Genomic DNA, 20,467 nt, shown 5'->3' on the forward strand with positions numbered 1-20,467 from the left:
CCGCCACGTCGTTCCAGGCCACCGTCACTATCGCCGCGTTACTCCAATGGTTGTGAACCTTTGAAGACACTGCCTAGGAAAGGGAACTGCTGCTGGTCCACGAACATGAGAAACCATGATGCACCAACGTCGGGTGGTGTGGGCTACGACGCCGCTCCGTGGAGCCACATCAAGATAGGCCCTTGTTCGTACCTACACCGTTCGCGGTCGTCGCCGCGTGGACCCGGACCGGTGTGACACCCAACTCGGCCAACGTTCGTGGTCAAGGCATTAGGCGCGAGGTGCGTGGTCGGTCATGCTCGCCGTGTCCGCTAATCCTCGAAGGTGAATCCGAAGGTGCCTGCCTCGATGCGGTCGATGAGTTGGCTGACATCGTCGGCTTGCCGGATCGCATCTTCCCAGCCACTGCTGGTGATGTCGGCCAGTAGCACCAGTGCGGGGTTGCTGCGCAGGTCGAGCACAAGGTGTTCCCGTGAGCCGTCACTGCCGATGATCGCGATGCCGGGATGCGCGTCGGTGGCGTGGTCCCAGGCGTCATGGACTTCGAGCATCTCGCGTGGTGAGTTGAGCCAAACGTAGGCTCCGCTGGACATCCAACCTCGCCGGGTCCACGACTCACCTTGCAGGTAGGTTCGCCAAGCGGCCGGCAGAGACCGGCCCAGGGCCTTGTCGGCGGTGGTGAACTCGTGGTCGTTCACTGCGCCGTGGTACTCGGCTTCCTCGATGATGGCGCCGACGATGTGGGCGTTGAGGTCGGCAAGCTCCTCGGCGGGGATCCGATACTCCAGCACGTCGCGGTCACCGGCCTGGTGAACCTCGTAACGGTCCAGGTACGACCGCTCGACGTCGAACCGGGTTACGTAGCCGATACCGTCGGCGGGGACGTTCCACTCGCGGGCGATCTTCGTGGCGTACCAGCGGTTGAGGACGGGGTAGAAGATCGGTTGGTCCGCCAGGCGTGGTGGCCAAGACCGCCACCCCGACAGTCATGTCATCCCTGCATGACATGACGGATGGCATCAGGATCGGCCAGCACAGCGGTCAACGCCGATTCGGGACGATCGGGAGCAGGAGGCCATGACCGAGGTTCTTCCCCGCAGGGGCGCGCCGCTGGGCATTCAGGTGATGGCGGTGGAGCCCGGCTGATGGCGGTGGAGCCCGGCGCCTTGCGCACCCGCGCCTGCGCCGGCTTCGCGGCGACGACCCCATCGAGGCTGAGAGACCGTCGATCGGCGGGGCTCGGCGTTGCGATACCGTCATGGGTGCCCACACCGGCGTTGAGTAGTCCGCATCCGTCGGCTGTCGATGATCCGCAGGGCACCCACCAATCCAGGGAGAACCCGATGCCGGAGCCTGAGCCCGTCCAGGACGACCACGCGGCGGATGCCGAAGCCTCAACCACCGCCGAGGCCGAGCAGCCTGCCGTTCATGAAAATCGGGCTGCCCGGCGCGCGAAGGGCAAGGTTGCCTCGCCTCAACCATTCGGAAAGGGTCAGCACATCGGCGGCCGAGGCTCGGTCCAGAGCCCGCGCCAGTGGGGCAACCGTCGAAGCGGCTGATCCGTTGGTGGGGCCCGTTGTCAGCACCCATCACTGATCAGCACAGCCGCCGGGCGGCGGCAGTGCGGGTACGCGCCGACCGTGACCTTCTCGATCGCGGCGCGGTGTCCGCGTACCGGTCGGCTTGGGGTGGGGGCTCTGACGGCTCGGCCTGCGGTCGGCAAGCTCGTCGCACACGTCCAGTCCGGCGCTGGCGCGGTGGCGGCCCAGGCCACCCCCAACCCGTTCGTGGCGTACGACGGCCTGCCGTTGCTCGGCGAGGGGCGCTCGCCGGAGGACGTCCTGTCCGAGTTGCTGGCCCGGGACCCGGGCCGGGAGGTACGGCAGGTCGGGATGGTCGAACGCCAGGGTCACTCGTACGCCTTCACCGGCTCGCGCACGCGGGACTGGGCGGGGCACCACACCGGGCCCGGTTACGCGGTGCAGGGCAACCGCCTGGTGGGGCCGGAAACCCTCGCGGCGATCGTTGGTGCATTCGACGACAGCCGGGGCCTCGACCTGGTGGAACGGCTCGTGCGTGTCGACGACGCCGAGCATCCCGCGTTGGAGCTGCGCCGGCTGTATGGCGTGTTCCAGGCCGAGGTGCTGCCGACCATCGAGCAGTTGCCGACGCGTGAGGACCCCATGGGCGAGGCGGCCCGACAGGCGTCGAGGTAGCCGGCCCGTCTCGGCTGGGGAGCCATCCGGCCCCTGCCACGCAGTGCGCTGCCCGGGCTGCTGGGCGGCGCGCAGCGGGACCTGGTCGGCATCCTCGACGCCCTCGCCGGGTGGGCCGCACGAGTCGGAGTGCAGCAGAAGGGGCCAGCCCTGGTTGAGGCGATCGACAGGAACTTCGCGATCACGGCGCCGTTGGACGCACAGCTTCCTCGATAGCGGTGCGACCGGTGGCGGACGCCGCGAAGGCCGGGCGCCAACCACCCGCACCCGGCCCGTGCCCTGATCACCAGTGGCGGCACCGGTTGCCAGCGGATCACGGCGACACTAGGTTGAAATTATCGACGAACGTCTACGTAACAAGGTGTCGGGGGCCGCATGTCAACGTCTGTCACTCGCCGCACCGTCCTGACCGGTGGCGCCGGTGCCGCCATCGGCCTGGCGCTGCCCGGCGCCGCCTCCCACGCTGGCGGCCGCCACTCCACGAGCGTGAGCTTCACCCTCGACGCGAGAACGCTCGACGGCGGCGAGCAGGTCACCTCTGTCACTCTCCACACCGGCCGGCTCGGGCCGATCGACGCCGCCACGCTCACCGCCGACACGTTCACAGTGCATGCCAAGGCCACCAGCCCGATCCCGATCGCTCCGGGCGATCTGATCTTCAGCGAGTACGACCTGGACCGCACCGTGACCGCGGCCCGGCTCGACAGGCACGGAAACATCGTGCTGGAGCTGAGCCACGCCGAAGGCCAACCCGGCGGTGGCACCCTCGGCTACATCCTGAGCAGGGGCCGCAACGTCCAGCTGGACCTCGTCTACACCATCACGCAGAACGCCCCGCTCGTCCGGCGTCACGGCCCGCCGGTCACCATCACCCGCTTCGTGCAGGGACGGCTGTCGAACCCCGAGGTGGACGCCTTCAGCCACCACGTCTCGGGTTCGGGCATGAAGTACCGGCTGTACTCGCCGCAGCGTTCGCCCCGCCACGGTCGACTGCCGCTGATCCTCTGGCTGCACGGCGGCGGCGAAGGCGCCTCACTGCCCGACGACTACTACGACAACGAGACCACGCTGCGCGCCAACCGCGGCGCGTTGGGCTTCGCCACCCCGGAGGCTCAACGGATCTTCTCCGGCGCGTACGTCGTCGCTCCGCAGAGCACCTCCTACTGGATGGAGGACGGCCCCCGGTTCGCCCCGCTGATCCGCGAAATCGTCGAGGACCTCGTACGCCGCAAGCGTGTCGACCCCGATCGGATCTACGTGGCCGGTTGCAGCAACGGCGGCTACATGTCCCTGGAGATGACCGTCGCCTATCCCGACCTGTTCGCCGCGTCGGTGCCGATCTGCGGGGTCGTCGAGCCGCTCGGCGGAGGGGGCCCGCCGCTGATCACCGACGCGGAACTGGCGGGGATCGACACCCCTACCTGGCTTGTCACCTCGCGCGACGACGACACCGTGCCGCCCGAGACCAACACGATCCACGCCCACAACCTCATACCGGGATCACTGATCACCCTGTACGACCACGTCGTGTGGAACGGCTACCAGTTCCCCGGCCACTGGTCCTGGATCTACGTGGCCCGCAACGACCCGAGCCGCAACGGCACCCACATCTGGCAGTGGATGGCCAGCCGTCGGCGGTGATCCGCCGCCTGCCGCGCGCGCGGTCAGTACACCGTCAGCCCGTGATCATGGAACTGGCCACGGACCCGACGCAGCAGCGCCTCATCCGGCGGCGGCGTGCCCTCCAGCGGGAACGGCAGGCCGAGGGCGGCGTACTTCTGAGCGCCGAGCCTGTGGAAGGGCAGGACCTCGACGCGTTCGACGGTGGGCAGGTCCGCAGCGATGGACGCGACGGCGTCGACGTTGCGCGGGTCGTCGGTGAGGCCGGGCACGAGGACGAAACGGACCCAGATCGGCGTACCACGGTCGGCAAGGCGGCGCGCGAACCGCACTGTCGGCGTCAGCCGCCCGGTGCCTGTCACTGTCCGGTACGTGGCCGGGTCGCCGGACTTGATGTCGAGCAGCACCAGGTCGGTGGCGTCGAGCAGCGCGTCGTCGGCGCGGTCGCCGAGCAGGCCGCTGGTGTCCAGGGCGGTGTGCAGCCCCATCTCCTTGCAGCCTCGCAGCACCTCGCCGGTGAAGGCGGGCTGTTGCAACGGCTCGCCGCCGCTCACCGTGACGCCGCCGTGCGCGACCTTCAGGAAGCGTTCGTAGCGGCGGATCTCGGTGAGCAGGTCGTTGACGGATGTGGGTCGGCCGTAACGGCGGTACTGGGTGTCGGGGCTGTGGCAGTAGAGGCAGCGCAGCGGGCAGCCGGCCAGGAACGCGACGAACCGGGTGCCCGGCCCGTCCACTCCGGTGGAGATGTCGAAGGAGTGGAGCGAGCCGGTCACCTGCTCTCTGACGGCGGCGGCCATCACAGCGATCCGTGGAAGGTCCGGAAGATGACGTCGCGTTGCTGCTCGGGAGTGAGCTTGACGAAGTTCACCGCGTACCCGGAGACCCGGATGGTCAGCTGCGGGTACTTCTCCGGGTGGGCCATGGCGTCCTCGAGAGTGGCCCTGTCCAGCACGTTGACGTTCATGTGGAAGCCGCTGCCGTCGGTGTAGCCGTCGAGCACTCCGGCGAGGTTGGTGATCCGTTCGTCACGGGCGTGGCCGAGGCCGTCCGGGGTGACGGTGATCGTCAGCGAGATCCCGTCGCGCGCGCTGCTGTACGGCAGCTTGGCGACCGACAGCGCGGCGGCGACCATGCCGTGCGTGTCGCGGCCGTTCATCGGGTTCGCGCCTGGAGCGAACGGTTCACCCGCGCGCCGCCCATCGGGCGTGTTGCCTGTGTGTTTGCCGTAGACCACGTTCGAGGTGATCGTGAGGACCGAGAGCGACGGCTCGGCGCCCCGGTAGGTGGGCTGCCGCCGGATCTTGTCCATGAATCGTTCGACCAGGTCGACGGCGATCGCGTCGGCGCGGTCGTCGTTGTTGCCGTACGTCGGGAAGTCGCCGTCCACGGCGTAGTCGACGGCCAGGCCGACCTCGTCGCGCAGCACCTTGACGTGGGCGTGCTTGATGGCGCTGAGGCTGTCCACGGCGACCGACAGGCCGGCGATGCCGGTGGCGAGGAAGCGGTGCACCGGGTAATCGTGCAGTGCCATCTCGATGCGCTCGTAGGCGTACTTGTCGTGCATGTAGTGGATGACGTTGAGCGCGTCGACGTAGGTCTCGGCAAGCCAGTCCAGCGTCCGGTCGTACGCGGCCATCACCGCGTCGAAGTCGAGCATGTCGTCGGCGATCGGCTCGGCGACGAACACCTGCTCGCCGGTCATCTCGTCGCGACCGCCGTTGATCGCGTACAGCAGGGCCTTGGCGAGGTTGGCGCGGGCGCCGAAGAACTGCATGTCCTTGCCCACCCGCATGGCCGACACGCAGCAGGCGATGGCGGTGTCGTCGCTGTACGCCTGCCGGATCAGGTCGTCGTTCTCGTACTGGATGGCGCTCGTGTCGATCGAGACCTGGGCGCAGAACCGCTTGAACCCCTCGGGCAGCGCCGGCGACCACAGCACAGTCAGGTTCGGCTCCGGGGCCGGACCCAGGTTGTACAGGGTCTGCAGGTAGCGGAAGCTCGTGCGGGTGACAAGCGGGCGGCCGTCGCAGCCGATCCCGCCGAGCGCCTCGGTCACCCAGGTCGGGTCGCCGGAGAACAACTGGTCGTACTCCGGTGTACGCAGGAACCGGATGATCCGCAGCTTGATGACGAAGTCATCGACGAGTTCCTGCGCCTCCTGCTCGGTGAGCAGGCCTTCGGCGATGTCGCGCTGAAGGTAGGTGTCGACGAAGGTGGCGGTCCGGCCCAGCGACATCGCCGCGCCGTTCTGCTCCTTGGTGGCCGCCACGTAGGCGAAGTACAGCCACTGGATCGCCTCGCGGCCGGTGCTCGCCGGGCCGGAGATGTCACAGCCGTACTGGCCAGCCATGACTCGCAGCTCGTCCAGCGCCCGGATCTGCTCGGCCAGCTCCTCACGGTCGCGGATCACGTCCTCCGACGACAGTTGGGCGTCGAGCGAAGCCTTGACGGCCCGGCGCTCGGCGATCAGGCAGTCCACGCCGTACAGCGCGACGCGCCGGTAGTCGCCGATGATCCGACCACGGCCGTACGCGTCCGGCAGCCCGGTGATGATGTGCGAGCGGCGGGCGGCCTTCACGTCGGCCGGGTAGGCGTCGAAGACGCCGTCGTTGTGCGTCTTGCGGTACCGGCTGAAGATCGTCTGCACGGCCGGGTCGGGGGTGAAGCCGTACGCCTTGAGACCGGCCTCCACCATCCGCAGCCCGCCGTTCGGCATGATCGCGCGGCGCAGCGGCGCGTCGGTTTGCAGCCCGACGATGAGCTCGTGGTCCCGGTCGAGATAGCCCGGCTCGTGCGAGGTGATCGTGGAGGGGGTGTGGGCATCCACGTCGTAGACCCCGCGACGACGCTCCTCGACGAACATCTGCTGAAGCTGCCGCCAGATCCGTTCGGTACGGGGCGTCGGCCCGGTCAGGAACTCCGGCCCGCCGGTGTACGGCTCGACGTTGTCGTGGACGAACCCGCCGACGTCGATCGTGTCGCGCCAGCCGGTGCCGCGGAACCCGCGCCAGGCCTCGTGGGATGTGGTGGCCATTGCCCCTCCTTCGTCTCCTCCCAGCCTGGCCGAGGAACGACCCCACCGTTAAGGGCCGGAGGTCCCGGACGGTCGGGACCGTCCGGGACCTCCGATCTCAGCCGCGCGCGGCCCAGTCTCCGAGAGCCCAGTCGCGGACCTCGGGCATGTCCTCCAGGTGCTCCACCACGTACGTCTCATGGCGGTCGAGCTGACTCTGGCACCACGCCTTGAGGTCAGCGGCGCCGCGGGGGAGGCGCTTGGCGTTGTTTATGGCGTCCATCACCAGGTGGTACCGCGATGCCCTGTTGCGCACCGTCATATCGAACGGGGTGGTGGTCGTACCCTGCTCGATGAAGCCGCGGACCCGGAAGCGGTCCGCGTCCGGGCGACCGTGTACGAGCTGGTGGATCGCGCCGGGGTAGCCGTGGAAGGAGAACACCACGTCGACGTCGTCGGTGAACAGTTCGGTGAACAGGGTCTCGCTCATGCCGTGCGGGTGGTCCTTGGGCCGGACCAGGGTCATCAGGTTGACCACGTTGACCACGCGGACCTTGAGGCCGGGAAGCCTGTCGCGCAGGATCTGTGCCGCCGCGACCGTCTCCATGGTGACGACGTCGCCGGCGCAGGCGAGGACGATGTCGGGGTCGCTGGTGCCGTCGTCGGTGCCGGCCCACTCCCAGATCCCCGCCCCACGGGCGCAGTGTTCGATCGCCTCGTCCATGGAGAGGTACTGCAGCTGCGGCTGCTTGTCGATCACGATGAGGTTGATGTACGACCGCGACCGGAAGCAGTGGTCGGCCACCGACAGCAGGGTGTTGGCGTCCGGCGGCAGGTAGACCCGGGCGACGTCGCCGCGCTGGGTCAGCACCACCTGGATCAGGCCCGGCCCCTGGTGGGAGAAGCCGTTGTGGTCGTTGCGCCACGCCGTCGAGGTGAGCAGCACGTTGAGGCTGGGCACCTTCTCGCGCCACGGCAGGTGCTTGGCCTCCTGCAACCACTTGCCGTGCTGCACGGTCTGCGAGGCGCTGACCATGGCGAACGCCTCGTACGTGGCGAACATGCCGTGCCGGCCGGTCAGGTTGTAGCCCTCCAGCCAACCGTGGCAGTTGTGCTCGCTGAGCACCTCCATGACCCGGCCGTCGCGGCTGATCGCCACATCCTCCGGCGTCACCCGCTCCATGAAGGCGCGGTCGGAGACCTCGAAGACGCTGCCGAGCCGGTTGCTGTTCGTCTCGTCCGGACAGAACAACCGGAACCGGTCGGCGTTGCGGGTGTAGATGTCGCGCATCATCTCGCCCAGCTTGCGCGTCGACTCGGTCCGCTGCTGCGCGGGCCGGGGCACGTCGACCGCGTAGGAACGGAAGTCCGGCAGGTCCAGATCGCGGGTCAGCACCCCGCCGTTGGCGTGCGGGCTGGCACTCATCCGCAGGTCACCGTCGGGTGCCAGGTCCCGGATCGCCGCCACGGGCGCGCCCGAGGAATCGAACAACTCTTCCGGCCGGTACGACCTGAGCCAGCGCTCGAGCAGCGCGAGATGCTCCGGGTTGTCCTTGACGCCGGACAGCGGCACCTGGTGTGACCGCCAGGTGCCCGTGACGGTGATCCCGTCGACGGAGTCCGGCCCCGTCCAGCCCTTCGGCGACCGCAGGATTATCAGCGGCCAGGTGGGACGGGTGCCGTCCCAGGAACCGTCACGGGCGGCGGTCTGAATGTCGCGGATCTTCGTCCAGGCAGTGGAGAGGGCAGCCGCGAAGCGGTGGTGCATGCCGGGCAGGTCGGAGCCCTCGACCTCGATGACGTCGTAGCCGTGGCCACGCAGCAGGCTGCGTACCTCCTCGGGGTCCTTGCGCCCCAGCACCGTGGGACCGGCGATCTTGGCGTCGTTGAGGTGCAGGATCGGCAGGACCGCGCCGTCTCGTTCGGGGTTGAGGAAGGACACGCCCTTCCAGGAGCCCTCGAGGGGTCCGGTCTCGGCCTCGCCGTCGCCCACCACGGCGATGGCCAGCAGGTCCGGGTTGTCCATTACCGCGCCGAATGCGTGGACCAGGACGTAGCCCAGCTCGCCGCCCTCGTGGATGGAGCCGGGGGTGGTCACCGACACGTGCGACGGGATACCGCCCGGGCTGGAGAACTGCCGGAACAGGCGCAGCATCCCCGCCTCGTCCTGGCTGACGTCCGGGTAGATCTCGCTGTAGGTGCCCTCCAGATAGCCGGCGGCCACCAGTGCCGGGCCGCCGTGACCCGGACCGGCAAGGTAGATCGCCTGCTGACCGGTGCGCCGGATCAGCCGGGAGACGTGCGCGTAGATCAGCGACAGGCCGGGGCTGGTTCCCCAGTGACCGAGCAGGCGCGGCTTGATGTGCTCAGGCGCCAGGGGCTCGCGCAGCAGCGGGTTGCCCTGTAAATAGATCTGCCCGATGGTCAGGTAGTTGTTGGCCCGCCACCAGGCGTCCAGACGGGCGAGTTCGGTGTCATCGAGTTCGTCGAGCGTACGAAGTTCGGATACGACCGTGGTCACGGTGGTTCCCTTCACAGATCTCGTCTTGTCAGGACTTACGTTAGGCCCAGCCGGGGTCGGCCACCCGGGGCCGCATGCCGGAAGCGGAAGGACCTTCGGCCCCTGTTCCGGGACGTCAGTGCGCCGTTGGTGTGATCAGGAATACCGGGTACTCCGGCGCTATCTCAGTGAACTGAGCGAGTGAGGAGTGCCTGTCGATCGGGAAGTGCGCCCGGGCGCCCGGTGCCTTGGCGAGATATTCGCGAAGGATGGGCGCTCGGTGCGCCACGTCGACCTCGACCAGCCGGACCGGCTCCCGCCGGCCATGCCGCAGGGTGGCCGCACCGTCGGCGACCCGGACGTTGGCCACCCAGTTGGCCCGGCGCCCGAGCATCGAGACCAGGTAGCGCTGCCCGTCATGAATGGTCATCACCAACGGGAAGGCCACCGTCCGCCCGCTCCTGCGGCCGACCACTTCCAGAGTCACCCAGGCCGACGGGGCCAGGAACCCGCTGCTGTGCTGGGCGGCGGCGATCCGGTTGAGCACCCGGGCCAGGCGGCCGGGGCGACCGCCCCGGTACATCCGCTTGCGCCATGACCGTGAGATGATCACTGGTCGCTCTCCTTCAAAACTTCGGACAGTGGCCGGCGCGGTGTCACCGCGGCCTGCGGTCCGTATCCGATCCGGATGATCATCTGAGCCCAGCGGTCGGCCGCGGTGTCGGTGAGCAGTTCGCGGACGGCCGGAACCTCGATCGGTTGGCTGATGGGTGTGGTGGCCAACCGCAGCCGGGTGGCCACGAGCAGGACGTGCTGCAACGCCTGACCGGCGCGGACCCAGTTCTCCGGGCTGTCACCGAGCGTCGCGAGCACGGCGATTGTCGGGTGCGCCTCGAAGAACTCATTCGTCCGCCAGGGTTGCGGGTGGACGAGGCCGAAGTCCCGGATCGGCATCCGTTCGAGGGCGTCCCAGGGTCCGATGGCGGCCGGTGGAACGCCATCGTGGCGGCCCGGCGTGGGCCTCGTCCAGCGGCTCAGCTCGGCCCGATAGCGGCCCTCGTTGCGCAGTTGGCGCTCGGCTTGGTGTCCGAGCCCCAGGATGGCGTTGCGGGCGACCGGGCCGGCGATCGTGAGTGCCGCACCCTGGTCTGCGGCGGCCAGTCTCAGCTCCTCGATCGCGTCGGCGGAGACCACCGAGTCGGCGAAGGGCCACCGGTTGGTGTGGCGCCGGGCGATCGCTTCGGCCAGCGTCGTCACGGCTTCCGGCGGTGGGTCTTCGCGGTCGAGCAGCACCCGGGCCACCAGTTGGGGCGAGTCCGGTTCCGGGAAGAGGACGTACGTCGTCCGCCATCCCTGCGCCCGGAGGGCCAGCCGCAGGGTGAACAGGGCCGCACCGACACTGATCAGCAGTTCACGCCCGGACGCGTCCAGCGCGTCGAGTTGGCGGCTGCGGTCCGCGTACACCCGCACTTCCTGGTCGGTGATCCGGAAACGCCATGGCTGGCTGTTGTGCAGCGACGGGGCGAGCGTCGCCGCCGCCACGCACCGGGCGAGCACGTTCATGAGGTGCCCATCTGCACAAGCCAGGGCCAGACCGCCTCGGGTGGCGCGTCGATTGTGACTGCCCGGGTGGAGACGATGTCCGGATCGGCAAGGAACTCGTCACCCGGCAGCGTGGCCCTCACCTCGGCTGCGGTGGCTCCCCACGTGAGCCACCGCCCAGGCCGTTGGAGCACGGTTCCCTTCATGACCTCTCCTTCCTGAGCGAAGCGGGACCTCCCGGCCGAGTCAGCCGGCGGTCGCCGGTCCGTAGTACGCGGCGTCGCCTCGAACATAGGCCCCCACCGATCGGTGCCGGCATGGCCGAGGGACCCGTGAGGACGGGACCACCGGCCCGGCGGCCGTACCCGATGGTCGTCGTGACGTTCCCGGCGGGGCCGGAGGGTGACAGGGCGCGCGAGGCACTGCCCCGGTCGTTGAAGCAGTCCCACGATCGGTTGTGCACCGTCTCCCGTGCCGTCGAACTTGGCACTCCCGTTTCGGTCATCGATACGGCCGTGGCCACGGAAGGGCTGACGACCCCGGACGGCATCTGAGGTCGTGGCGGCCATGCGACGTGAGGCCGATAGCAGCGGTGTCCGCTGGTCTCCGTGGCGTGACCCTTCGGTCCCCCGAGCGGCAGCGCCGAAGGTGACGGATACTCGCTGGATGACTGGACCGGACCTCGACCCCGAACAGTATCCGCCCATCGACCCGCGTGAACCCGTACCGGACGACGCCAGCGAACTGCTGCCGGACACGCCCGACGAACTGCCGCAGGCCCCGGTCGAACCGATGCCGGATGACGGCGGCGACGACGGTGTGCGCGAGCCGGCCTAGCCGGTGACGGTTCGGGCCGTCCGAGCGCGAGGTGTCAGACGGATCCGACGCCGCCGAAGCTGACCGCCCGCCGTCCCGTCCCGCGCCTGAGGTCCGGCGGCGGACCGGCGGCGCCCTGCTGCGGGCGGGCACCCGACGTGAGAGTTCAGGCCCGGGTGATCCGTACCGCGTCGGCGACCACCAGCCCGGTGCCGCCGGTCCAGCGGCTCACGCCGACCGTGTTGCCGGTGCCGGCTGCCAGGGTGAACACACCGATCGAGACCCACCGGCCGCCATTGGTGCGTTGGTTGACGGACACCGACCTGTTGCCGGTGGTGGTCGCCACCAGATACGGCGTCTGATCGTTGTAGCCGGCGTCGGCCGGGTACCAGACCGAGATCTCGTAGTTTCCGGTTGCCGGGATCGTCGACCGGAACCACGCGACGTCGCTTGACGACACCGGGCTCGCGAACCGGTAGTCGGTGCCGTACCGCTGGCCGGAGTAGGCCGAGGTGCCCCATGCGGTGCTCGCCGTGAATCCGCCCGAGGTGCTGTTGTCGATGGTCGTGGTCCACTGCTGCGGCGGGGTCTGCGTGACCCTCAGGTCGAGGTAGTTTCGGTCGATCTTCATCGTCACGCCACCCCACGTCTCGGTGACGTCCCCGGCGTACTGGTGCACCCGCTGCTGGTTCGCGTAGTAGGCGTCGGGGCAGTAGCTGCCGGCCCGCGTGTCGGCCACCCCGTTCCACCAGCCGATCCAGATCTGGTCGAGTCGCCGGTAGCTCGGGTTGTCGTACGCGTCGCAGACGTCCTTGATGCCGGACGAGCCGCTGGAGTACATGCCGGCGAGGTAGCCGCGCGCGTGCAGTTGCTCGACCCAGCCGGACAGGAACGACAGCACGGCGGCCCGGCACGACGCGTTGGACGGGTACTGCTCGATGTCGTTGTAGATGGTGCTCGCACTGCCGATGCCCAGTGCCTGGGCGGCGTTCGCGGACCTGTTCGCCGCGGAGACGCCCTGTGACCGGGCCGTGGTGGGATCGGCTGACATCTTCGGAGCGCGGGTGCCGCACGGCGCCTGGTAACCCAGCTCGATGGGGAGCAGCCGCCATCCGTTGTTGGTCTGGTTGGTCACCCATGTCGCGGTGAGGTTGGGCTGGGAGCACGTGCGGCTGTCCCCGCTGATGTAGATGCCTACCGCGCCGTAGGGCGAACTGGCCCGCCACGTGTCCATGGCGGCCTGTGACGGCGCCGTGCAGGTGTCGAACCCCCGGCCGGTGAAGGTGCCGGGTTGCGGGCCGGCGGCCAGCGGCGCCACGGCGGTCGAGGTTGGTACGGGTGTCGTGGCACCCGCGACCGAGCCGGCCGGTGCCACGACCCCTGCGGCAACGGTGAGACCCACAAGCCAACTGGCGAAGACCCGCACGTCGCCTCCATGTGAAGAAAACCTTGGCCGTTGATGGCCTACGTGACGGATTTCTACCACGAATCGACGAGCGGCAATAGAGGGCCGAGGCGCTCGACGCGAACGAGCACGACGCAGAAAAACTGCTCGGCGTGCGGTGGTCAGGGCGGCTAGGTTGCCGGATGTGAGCACTATCGTTTCGGTGAACCTGGCAGTTCCGGAGCCCAACCCGGCCAAGGGCGTTGGTGTCACGGGTATCAACAAGCAGCCGGTGGGCCACGCGGTCACCGTACGCGCGCCGGGGCCAAAGACGACCGGGCTGCACAGCGGCCTGGTCGGCGACCGGATCTTCGACGTCGAGCATCACGGCGGTGACGACCAGGCCGTTTACGCGTACGCGCTTGAAGATTACGGCTGGTGGCAGGCGCGGCTGGGCAGGCGGCTGTCCAACGGCCTATTCGGCGAGAACCTGACGACCGAGGGGGTCGACGTCAACGGCGCGGTCATCGGCGAGCGGTGGCGCGTCGGCGCACGGTTGGTCCTGCAGCCGACCTTCGGTCGCATTCCGTGCGTCACGTTCCAGCGCAAGATGGGCGAGCCGGGCTGGGTGAAGACATTCGCCAGGGCGAACCGGCCGGGCGCCTACCTGCGGGTGGTGGAGCCGGGCGAGGTGCGGGCCGATGACGTGGTGAGCGTGGAGGACCGTCCGGCGCACGGGGTGTCGATCGCGATGGCGTTTCGTGCGTACATGACCGAGCCGGAACTGCTGCCTGAGTTGGTCGAGGTCGACGGGCTACCTGACGATCTGCGTGAGACCCTCGCGGAGCGGCTTCCCCGACGACGGTAGCTCGTGATCGAGTGGTCGCGACGAGGTGCATCCAAGGCACCAGGTGGCGACGGACGGAATGATGACCCATGCTCCAGGCCCTCGTAGCGGAGCCGCCGTGCGCGGCGTGTGGGCGACCGTCAGCACGTGTCGAACTCGTCCCACCCGGCGCCCGACCTGCTGACTGGCGGCGCTGGCCGTCGGCGCAGCGCAACACCTACAACGCTGCCCGGCAGGGCGGCGGAGGCGATCAGTGGTGGCTGCTGTTCTCCGGGATCGCGGCGGGCAACGGATCCGGCCAACCGGTCGACGTGGCGCAGGCGGAACGGATCGCCGATGCCTTCGCCCAGCCGTACCGGTACGCGGCCGTAACCACCGCTGGCTTCTACGACGACGCCGGCCTGTGCAGCCAGTGCGATGCCCCGTACTGCCGCCAGCATTGGAACGTCTCAAACACGGGCTACGGACGATGCCCTCACGGTCACGGCAGGAGCCTTGATCCGCACTGGTGGCCCGACGATCTATAGAGGCTTCAACGGCCGCAGGACGACTGTCGGAGCGTCGGCCATGCCCCCACCGGTCGGCGCCAACGGTTGGGTCGAGGGATCATCCGCCTCCCGTGCGTTCCTTCGACGCATCACCACCAGTGCGAGCGCGCCCAGGCCCGCGGCGAACAGCAGGCCGCCCAGGAGGAAGAACAGCGACGAACTGCTGCCCTCGTCACTGACGGCCTTGAGGGTGGGCGGCGCGGCCTCGGAGGTGACGTCGCCCGCTGCGGCGAGAGGGCTTTCCTCCGCAGAGGGCGACGTCGACGTCTTGGCAGGCGTCGCCACCGCGGAGAGGGTGAGCCGTACGGTCGCGACGTCACCGGCGCTGCCCCGTACGGTCGTGCGGGCGGTGCGGTAACCGTCCTTGGCCGCGCGGACAGTGATGGCTCCTGCGGCGATCGTCTTGCCGGCGCTCGATGTGACCGAGAACTGGCCGCTGGGGTTGCTGGTCGTCCGGTATTCGTGCCCGGCGCTGTCCTGGATTGTCAGGTCCACGCCGCTGACTGCCTTTCCGGCGGCGTCGCGGACCCTGCCGGAGACCCCGCTCACCCCGGCAGCCGGTTTGTCTGCGCTGGACGGCGATGCACCTGGGCCGTGGACGTAGACCATCTTGTGGTCATAGCTGTTCTGCCCGGCAAGCCGTACGCCGATCGAGATGTTGAGGCCGGTGGTCTCACCCGGGCGCGCCGAGGGGGCGACGAGCGTGGTGTCGAAGGTCTGGCTCCGGCCGGGTCCGAGTTTGGGCTCTACCCTGCATCCAGAGGTGCATTGCAGGCCGCCGCCGACCACCACGATGGCCGTTTCGGCTCGTTTTCCGGTGTTGGTGACGCGGTACTGCACGCGTACCGTCTCGTTGGGTTTCACGTTCTCGGCCGACACGCTCAGGATGCGGACGGTTTCCGGAGCGGCAGTGGCGGGTGCCGCCGACACCGCGAGCGTGCCCGCGGTCAGCGTGATCAATGCGGCCGCTCGGGTCCATCGGACACGTAAGCGTGTCGTCACTTCCAACCACCCTTTCCAAACGCGGGCAACACCGGTCGATGCCGCCGCGGGCCACTATGCCCTGTCCGGGACGGGTCGCGCGATCCCACCTCCGACCTCTCGCCGGAGGGCCCAACCGTGCCAGGGCGGGATGTGAACGGGTTGGCCGCCCGTACATGTCCATTGAGCAGCTTCAACGTACGCAGCTGTGGGTTGCCTACTGGCCGAATGTGGCGCGTAGGTCCGCGTTGATCAGTTCGTTGAGCCGCTTGCGCAGGTGTCCCAGTAGCGACGGGTCGGGCAAAGGCTCGGCGACCCACAGTGTCCAGCGCAACTGCGTGCCTTGTGTGCCGTCAGGCGCCAGGTCGAAACGCACCTGGGCATCGGGCCGCCGGGGCCAAAGTGACGACCAGAGGACCAGGTGCGGGTGCTCCGCGTGCAGGATCTGCGGAGTTTGCTCGTCGTCGAGTAGGCACAGCCAGGGACGCGTCGGGTCACGGTCAGGATTGGTGAGCGCCTCGAAGACGATGGCCGGTGGAGGCGGCTGGCTACGCGTGCGGCTGCCGGCTTCGAGCATGCCTCAGAGTACGAGTCCGTCAGCCGCCCGGGCAGCGGGTGTCCCCGCCGCTGTGTTCCACGCAGTGCCCCGGCGGGCCCGGCATGGTCGGTGCCGGCGGCGGATCGAGGTCCCGGGCTGTGAGCACGGTGATCGGCGCGGCGGGCACGGCGATCACGACGGTCAGCACAAGGAAGACAACTGCGGTGCGTACCCGCCGCAGCTGGTACGCGACGAGCGCGATGACGGCCGGCCCGGCGGTCGCCACAAACGCGGCGACCAGCAGGGCCACACTCGCCCGACGTCTGAGGCCTTCGAACTCGTCGGGCTGGTCGCCGTAGCTGACGCTCCACTGCTCCAGGCCGATCGCCACCCACCATCCAGCCGCCGCGATCAGTCCGCAGACCCAGACCAGGACCAGGAGCCCCACGATCGGGCCGCCCCGCCGGCCTGCCCCAACCTTCTCAGCCGTCACGCGGTCCAGCATGGGTGGGGCACTCCGTTCGGGCATGAGTCGGCGTACTCACGTCGCAGCTGCGCGGGCGGCCGGCTCGTTCATCGTCCTGAGCACCGGCAGGGACGCCATCGGACTGAGGGCAAGCGCCGCGATGGCCACCGGCAGGGATGTCGCCTGAGCTAGCGCGCCCAGTGCCGGCGCGGCGAGTCCGCCGGCGCTGACGGCGAGACCGAGAGTGAGACCGCTCGCGGTGCCCACCCGACCGGGAAGGTAGTCCTGTCCGAGGGTCAGGTGCAGGGAGAAGGGCACGTACAGGCTGACTCCGGTGACGGCGACTCCCAGCAACCCGGACCAGCCGGGCAGTACGACGATCATGAGTAGGCCCGGAACGACGCATAGGTTGGCGTTGCGGATCAGTCGGACCCGGTCGCGGTGACGGTCGGCCAGCACGCCCCCCGCGATGGTGCCGAGCGCCCCGGTCGCGGCGAGCAGCAGTAGCGCCGCCTGGCCGGCTATGACCGTGCCGGTGCGTTCGTTCAGCAACAGCGCGACGAAGGTGCCGAGCCCGTACGTCACGAGGGAACGCAGGACAACCAGGGCCGTGAGCCGACGAAAGGCTGCCCAGTCGTCGGCGGGTGGCGACGAGACTGTGGCGGGCAGCGTCGCCGCCGGGACGCTGAGACGTCGGGTCGCCGGCAGGAGGCGGACGGTGACGGTCGCCATGACAAGCGCTGGTGCCAGGAGCCAGAGCGTCGCCGACAGTCCGGCCATCGCGACGATGGGAGCGACGAGCAGCGGGGCGACGGCCACGCCGAGGTTGCCCGAGAAGACGAACCAGCTCATGGCCCGATGGCTGCCGGCGGCCGCCGCCCGGGCCAGTCGCGCGGCCGCCGGATGATAGGCGGCGACGCCGAGGCCGGAGACGGCGAGCGCGGCGCACGTCGCCGCGTAACTCGTGGCCGGGCCGCTGAGCGCGATGCCGACCGCCGCCAGGGTGGTGCCGGCCGGAACGAGCCAGGCGAGATGGTGACGGTCGGTCAGCCAGCCGAACAGCGGCTGCGTGATCGCGGACAGCGCGGTCGCCGCGAGGGTGAGGCCCCCGACCATCAGGTACGTCCAGCCATGGGCAGCGGCAAGGAAGGGCAGCAGTGCGGGCACCGCGCCCTGGTACAGGTCGTTCACGCTGTGACCGACGGCGAGGACCGACGAATCGGATGCGCGACCGCGTGGCTGTCTCATCACCAGCCCAGCCTGCGCCGACCTCCGCTTCAGCCGGTACGGCGTATCGTGCCAGCCGATGTCGCAAAACAGCCACGCAGCCAGCGCGTACCGGCGGATCCCGTTGCAGGATCGACAGTCGATCCCTCGGCACACGCATCGGGTGCCGCAGCTCCTGGTTCCCACCTGCGGGGTGGTCGGGATCTCCACTCCCACGGGAACGTGGGTGGTGGCCGGACCCGCGTACGCGCTGTTCGTCCCGGCCGGGCTGCCCCACGCCCATCTGGCGCACACCCGCAGCGTCATCGCCACAGTGCTGCTCGTCGACGCGCCATCGACCCTTACGGGAACCGGCGAACCCACGCTCGTCTTCCTCACCGAACTGGCGCGACACGTCGTCCCGGCGCTCGTCGACCACCACCGCGACGGAACCGAGCGGCCCGCGCTGCACGCGGTCCTGGTGCAGGAACTCGCGTCGAGGGGACCGACCCGTAGATCGTGCCTGCGGCTACCCGAGCCCCGCGACCCGCGACTTGTCGCACTGGCCGAAACGTTGCGGCAGGATCCCGCAGACCAACGCGGCCTCACTCAGCATGCGCGAGCACTTGCCACCAGCCAGCGCACGCTGAGCAGGCTGATGGCGACCGAACTCGGCCTGAGCTTTCCCCGGTGGCGGGCGATGCTGCGGCTCGCCGCCGCGCTCGACGACCTCGCGGCCGGACGCTCGGTAAATGAAACGGCCCACCGCTGCGGGTTCACCTCCACCAGCGCGTTCATCGCCCTCTTCCGGAGCGTCCTCCATGTCACGCCGGGCAGGTACCAGCGGTACCTGAACGATGACGAGGCGTGACACCGGGCCTGCTCACATCCGTTTCGGGGTCCGGATGCCGAGCACGTGGAGCCCCTGCCGGAGCACCCGGGCGGTCAGGTCGCAGAGCACCAGACGGCTCTCCCGGACCGGTCCGTCCGTCCGCAGCACGGGACACCGCTCGTAGAACGTGCTGAACGTGGCGGCCAGCCGGTACAGGTACCCGGCGAGGCGGTGGAACTCCAGGTTCACGGCCACCTCGTCGACCACTCTGGCAAAGCCGACCAGCTCGAAGGCGAGTGCCCGCTCGGCCGGCTCGGCCAGCGAGATCCCCGCTTCCGGGCAGGCCGCCACGCCGGCGCGCCGGAAGATCGACTGGATCCGCGAGTACGCGTACTGAAGATAGGGTGCGGTGTTGCCGTCCAGCGAGAGCATCCCCTCCCAGTCGAGCACGTAGTCCCGGTGCCGGTCACTGGACAGGTCTGCGTACTTGATCGCGCCGATGCCCACCGCCCGGCCGACCTCGGCCGCCTCGGCCTCGCCCAACTCCGGGTTCCGCTGCCGAGCCAGTGCGGTGGCCCGAGCGATTGCCTCCTCCAACAGCCCCACCAGCTTCACCGAACCGCCGGCCCGGCTCCGCAGCATCCGTCCGTCCGGCCCGAGGATCGAGCCGAACCCGACGTGCTCGGCCCGGGCCGGCGGGGTCAGCCATCCGGCCTGCGCGGCGACGGCGTACACCATCTCGAAGTGTCGCCGCTGCGGCAGGCCGACCACGTAGAGCAGCCTGGTCGCGCCCAGCGTGGCCGTCCGGTGCCGGATCGCAGCCAGGTCGGTCGCCGGGTAGCCGTACCCGCCGTCGGATTTACGTACGATCAACGGCAGTGGCTCGCCGTCTCGTCCGGCGCAACCGGGCGGGAACACGCAGGCCGCGCCCTCGCTCTCCCGCAGTAGCCCGAGGCGGTCCAGGTCCTCGACCACAGCGCCGAGCAGATCGTTGTAGCTGCTCTCACCGTGGAAGTCCCGTTCGGTGAGGGTCACGTCCAGCAGGTCGTAAACGGTCAGGAAGTAACGCTCGGACTGCTCCACAAGCAACCGCCACAGCCGCAATGTCGCCTCATCGCCGCCCTGCAACGCCACGACCCGCCGCCGCGACCGCTCCCGGAACGCCTCGTCGCCGTCGAACTTGGCCCGAGCCGTCTTGTAGAACGAGTCCAGGTCACCCATCGACAGCTCCTGCGCCGCGTCGGCTCCGCCCAGGTCGACCAGATGCTCGATCAGCATGCCGAAGGGCGTACCCCAGTCGCCCAGGTGATTGGCCCGCAGCACCCGGTGCCCCAGCCACTCCAACAGGCGCGCCGCCGCGTCGCCGATCACCGTCGACCGCAGGTGCCCGACGTGCATCTCCTTCGCCACATTGGGCGCCGAGTAGTCGACCACCACCGTCTCCGGCGCGGCCACCACAGGCACGCCCAGCCGCGAGCTGACCGCCAGCGCGGACACGAGCCTGGTCAAGGTGGCGTCGGAGACGGTCAGGTTGAGAAAGCCCGGGCCGGAAAGCTCCGCCACGCTGCACAGGTCGGCCAGCTCAGCGTGCCGCAGCACCTCGGCGGCGATGACGCGCGGCGGTCGACCGAGCCGCCGGGCCAGAGCCAACGCCGCGTCGGACTGGAAATCAGCCCGTTGGGAGCGCCGCACGACCGGGTCGACCGGTTCGCCCGCCACCGTCGCGAACGCCGGCACCAGCCGGTCGGTCAGAAGCTTCTCCAAATCCATTGGTACGCCGATCTCGCTCGGACCCGCAGCGCGGATCACCGGATGAGGATGCGGGCGGACCGAGGACGATCGACGATGACCGGCGGCTCGATCCGCCGGTCACAGAGAAGATTGCTCAGCGCAGGCGGTCGTGGTGCCGCCGGCGTCGCCGCGCGCCGAACAGGACGTCGGGGGACGCCTTCGGGTAC

General features: G+C 69.3%; 18 protein-coding genes and 1 pseudogene. 6 read left to right on the plus strand and 13 right to left on the minus strand.

Features of this window, described 5'->3' with window-relative positions:
- Positions 1-725: 725 nt before the first annotated feature.
- A pseudogene (locus ACLQ23_RS16590) lies at positions 726-983 on the minus strand (ADP-ribosylation/crystallin J1); the annotation flags it as partial.
- Between the two features lie 657 nt (positions 984-1,640).
- Here ACLQ23_RS16590 and ACLQ23_RS16595 point away from each other — a divergent pair.
- Positions 1,641-2,216 carry a DUF1028 domain-containing protein gene (locus tag ACLQ23_RS16595; RefSeq protein WP_355593250.1) on the plus strand — a complete coding sequence of 192 codons (576 nt, stop codon included), beginning with the start codon at positions 1,641-1,643 and terminating at the stop codon, positions 2,214-2,216.
- Between the two features lie 375 nt (positions 2,217-2,591).
- The gene (locus ACLQ23_RS16600; RefSeq protein WP_425880785.1) at positions 2,592-3,857 is read left to right on the plus strand and encodes a prolyl oligopeptidase family serine peptidase; all 1,266 of its coding nucleotides are present in this window, start codon (positions 2,592-2,594) and stop codon (positions 3,855-3,857) included.
- Positions 3,858-3,880: 23 nt separating this feature from the next.
- Here the strand turns inward: ACLQ23_RS16600 and pflA are convergent, their stop codons facing one another.
- The 6 genes from pflA to ACLQ23_RS16630 form a co-directional block, all read right to left on the minus strand.
- Complete coding sequence (pflA, locus tag ACLQ23_RS16605; protein ID WP_425736111.1) at positions 3,881-4,633, minus strand: pyruvate formate-lyase-activating protein; 753 nt, start codon at positions 4,631-4,633, stop codon at positions 3,881-3,883.
- Entirely contained in the window at positions 4,633-6,870 is a 2,238-nt protein-coding gene (pflB, locus tag ACLQ23_RS16610) for a formate C-acetyltransferase (protein WP_425880786.1), read from the minus strand. Before pflB ends, pflA begins: the two co-directional genes overlap by 1 nt.
- Positions 6,871-6,967: 97 nt before the next feature.
- Positions 6,968-9,370, minus strand: coding sequence for a phosphoketolase family protein (locus tag ACLQ23_RS16615; protein WP_425880787.1), 2,403 nt, complete (start codon positions 9,368-9,370; stop codon positions 6,968-6,970).
- Between the two features lie 115 nt (positions 9,371-9,485).
- Positions 9,486-9,962, minus strand: a complete 477-nt coding sequence (locus ACLQ23_RS16620; protein ID WP_355593260.1) for a nitroreductase/quinone reductase family protein — start codon at positions 9,960-9,962, stop codon at positions 9,486-9,488.
- On the minus strand, positions 9,959-10,912 hold the full coding sequence (locus ACLQ23_RS16625; RefSeq protein ID WP_355628127.1) for an Acg family FMN-binding oxidoreductase: 954 nt from the start codon (positions 10,910-10,912) through the stop codon (positions 9,959-9,961). The genes ACLQ23_RS16620 and ACLQ23_RS16625 overlap by 4 nt, the downstream gene beginning before the upstream one ends.
- The gene (locus ACLQ23_RS16630) at positions 10,909-11,097 is read right to left on the minus strand and encodes a hypothetical protein (RefSeq protein ID WP_355593264.1); all 189 of its coding nucleotides are present in this window, start codon (positions 11,095-11,097) and stop codon (positions 10,909-10,911) included. The genes ACLQ23_RS16625 and ACLQ23_RS16630 overlap by 4 nt, the downstream gene beginning before the upstream one ends.
- Before the next feature lie 460 nt (positions 11,098-11,557).
- Here ACLQ23_RS16630 and ACLQ23_RS16635 point away from each other — a divergent pair, with 460 nt between their 5' ends.
- Entirely contained in the window at positions 11,558-11,728 is a 171-nt protein-coding gene (locus ACLQ23_RS16635; protein WP_355628124.1) for a hypothetical protein, read from the plus strand.
- Between the two features lie 145 nt (positions 11,729-11,873).
- Here ACLQ23_RS16635 and ACLQ23_RS16640 read toward each other — a convergent pair whose 3' ends face one another.
- Positions 11,874-13,133 carry a glycoside hydrolase domain-containing protein gene (locus ACLQ23_RS16640; protein ID WP_355593268.1) on the minus strand — a complete coding sequence of 420 codons (1,260 nt, stop codon included), beginning with the start codon at positions 13,131-13,133 and terminating at the stop codon, positions 11,874-11,876.
- 163 nt (positions 13,134-13,296) lie between these two features.
- Here ACLQ23_RS16640 and ACLQ23_RS16645 point away from each other — a divergent pair, with 163 nt between their 5' ends.
- Together ACLQ23_RS16645 and ACLQ23_RS16650 are read left to right on the plus strand one after the other, a co-directional pair.
- A complete protein-coding gene (locus tag ACLQ23_RS16645; RefSeq protein ID WP_355628123.1) occupies positions 13,297-13,959 on the plus strand; it encodes an MOSC domain-containing protein in 663 nt (220 codons plus the stop codon).
- 68 nt (positions 13,960-14,027) lie between these two features.
- On the plus strand, positions 14,028-14,465 hold the full coding sequence (locus ACLQ23_RS16650) for a hypothetical protein (RefSeq protein ID WP_425736113.1): 438 nt from the start codon (positions 14,028-14,030) through the stop codon (positions 14,463-14,465).
- Here the strand turns inward: ACLQ23_RS16650 and ACLQ23_RS16655 are convergent.
- The 4 genes from ACLQ23_RS16655 to ACLQ23_RS16670 all read right to left on the minus strand — a co-directional run bounded on the left by ACLQ23_RS16655 (position 14,460) and on the right by ACLQ23_RS16670 (position 17,719).
- Positions 14,460-15,446, minus strand: coding sequence for a carboxypeptidase-like regulatory domain-containing protein (locus ACLQ23_RS16655; RefSeq protein WP_355628117.1), 987 nt, complete (start codon positions 15,444-15,446; stop codon positions 14,460-14,462). The two genes, ACLQ23_RS16650 and ACLQ23_RS16655, sit on opposite strands and share 6 nt — an antisense overlap.
- Before the next feature lie 238 nt (positions 15,447-15,684).
- Positions 15,685-16,044, minus strand: a complete 360-nt coding sequence (locus ACLQ23_RS16660) for a hypothetical protein (RefSeq protein ID WP_355593275.1) — start codon at positions 16,042-16,044, stop codon at positions 15,685-15,687.
- Between the two features lie 19 nt (positions 16,045-16,063).
- A complete protein-coding gene (locus tag ACLQ23_RS16665) occupies positions 16,064-16,498 on the minus strand; it encodes a hypothetical protein (protein ID WP_355628115.1) in 435 nt (144 codons plus the stop codon).
- A 48-nt stretch (positions 16,499-16,546) separates the two neighbouring features.
- Positions 16,547-17,719, minus strand: coding sequence for an MFS transporter (locus tag ACLQ23_RS16670; protein ID WP_355628112.1), 1,173 nt, complete (start codon positions 17,717-17,719; stop codon positions 16,547-16,549).
- 58 nt (positions 17,720-17,777) lie between these two features.
- Between ACLQ23_RS16670 and ACLQ23_RS16675 the strand changes: the two genes are divergently transcribed.
- Positions 17,778-18,548, plus strand: a complete 771-nt coding sequence (locus ACLQ23_RS16675; protein WP_355593281.1) for an AraC family transcriptional regulator — start codon at positions 17,778-17,780, stop codon at positions 18,546-18,548.
- A 12-nt stretch (positions 18,549-18,560) separates the two neighbouring features.
- Here ACLQ23_RS16675 and argS read toward each other — a convergent pair whose 3' ends face one another.
- Positions 18,561-20,279, minus strand: coding sequence for an arginine--tRNA ligase (gene argS, locus ACLQ23_RS16680; RefSeq protein ID WP_355628164.1), 1,719 nt, complete (start codon positions 20,277-20,279; stop codon positions 18,561-18,563).
- Positions 20,280-20,467: the final 188 nt, after the last annotated feature.

The organism is Micromonospora sp. DT41, assembly GCF_049841715.1.
GTDB lineage: Bacteria > Actinomycetota > Actinomycetes > Mycobacteriales > Micromonosporaceae > Micromonospora > Micromonospora profundi.

Bases quoted from the DNA above. Each gene is read 5' to 3' on its own strand.
- ACLQ23_RS16635 (WP_355628124.1), top strand. From the start codon at position 11,558: ATGACTGGACCGGACCTCGACCCCGAACAGTATCCGCCCATCGACCCG.
- pflA (WP_425736111.1), bottom strand. From the start codon at position 4,633: ATGGCCGCCGCCGTCAGAGAGCAGGTGACCGGCTCGCTCCACTCCTTC.
- ACLQ23_RS16660 (WP_355593275.1), bottom strand. From the start codon at position 16,044: ATGCTCGAAGCCGGCAGCCGCACGCGTAGCCAGCCGCCTCCACCGGCC.
- argS (WP_355628164.1), bottom strand. From the start codon at position 20,279: ATGGATTTGGAGAAGCTTCTGACCGACCGGCTGGTGCCGGCGTTCGCG.
- ACLQ23_RS16630 (WP_355593264.1), bottom strand. From the start codon at position 11,097: ATGAAGGGAACCGTGCTCCAACGGCCTGGGCGGTGGCTCACGTGGGGA.
- ACLQ23_RS16650 (WP_425736113.1), top strand. From the start codon at position 14,028: ATGCTCCAGGCCCTCGTAGCGGAGCCGCCGTGCGCGGCGTGTGGGCGA.
- ACLQ23_RS16600 (WP_425880785.1), top strand. From the start codon at position 2,592: ATGTCAACGTCTGTCACTCGCCGCACCGTCCTGACCGGTGGCGCCGGT.
- ACLQ23_RS16670 (WP_355628112.1), bottom strand. From the start codon at position 17,719: ATGAGACAGCCACGCGGTCGCGCATCCGATTCGTCGGTCCTCGCCGTC.
- ACLQ23_RS16625 (WP_355628127.1), bottom strand. From the start codon at position 10,912: ATGAACGTGCTCGCCCGGTGCGTGGCGGCGGCGACGCTCGCCCCGTCG.
- ACLQ23_RS16675 (WP_355593281.1), top strand. From the start codon at position 17,778: ATGTCGCAAAACAGCCACGCAGCCAGCGCGTACCGGCGGATCCCGTTG.
- pflB (WP_425880786.1), bottom strand. From the start codon at position 6,870: ATGGCCACCACATCCCACGAGGCCTGGCGCGGGTTCCGCGGCACCGGC.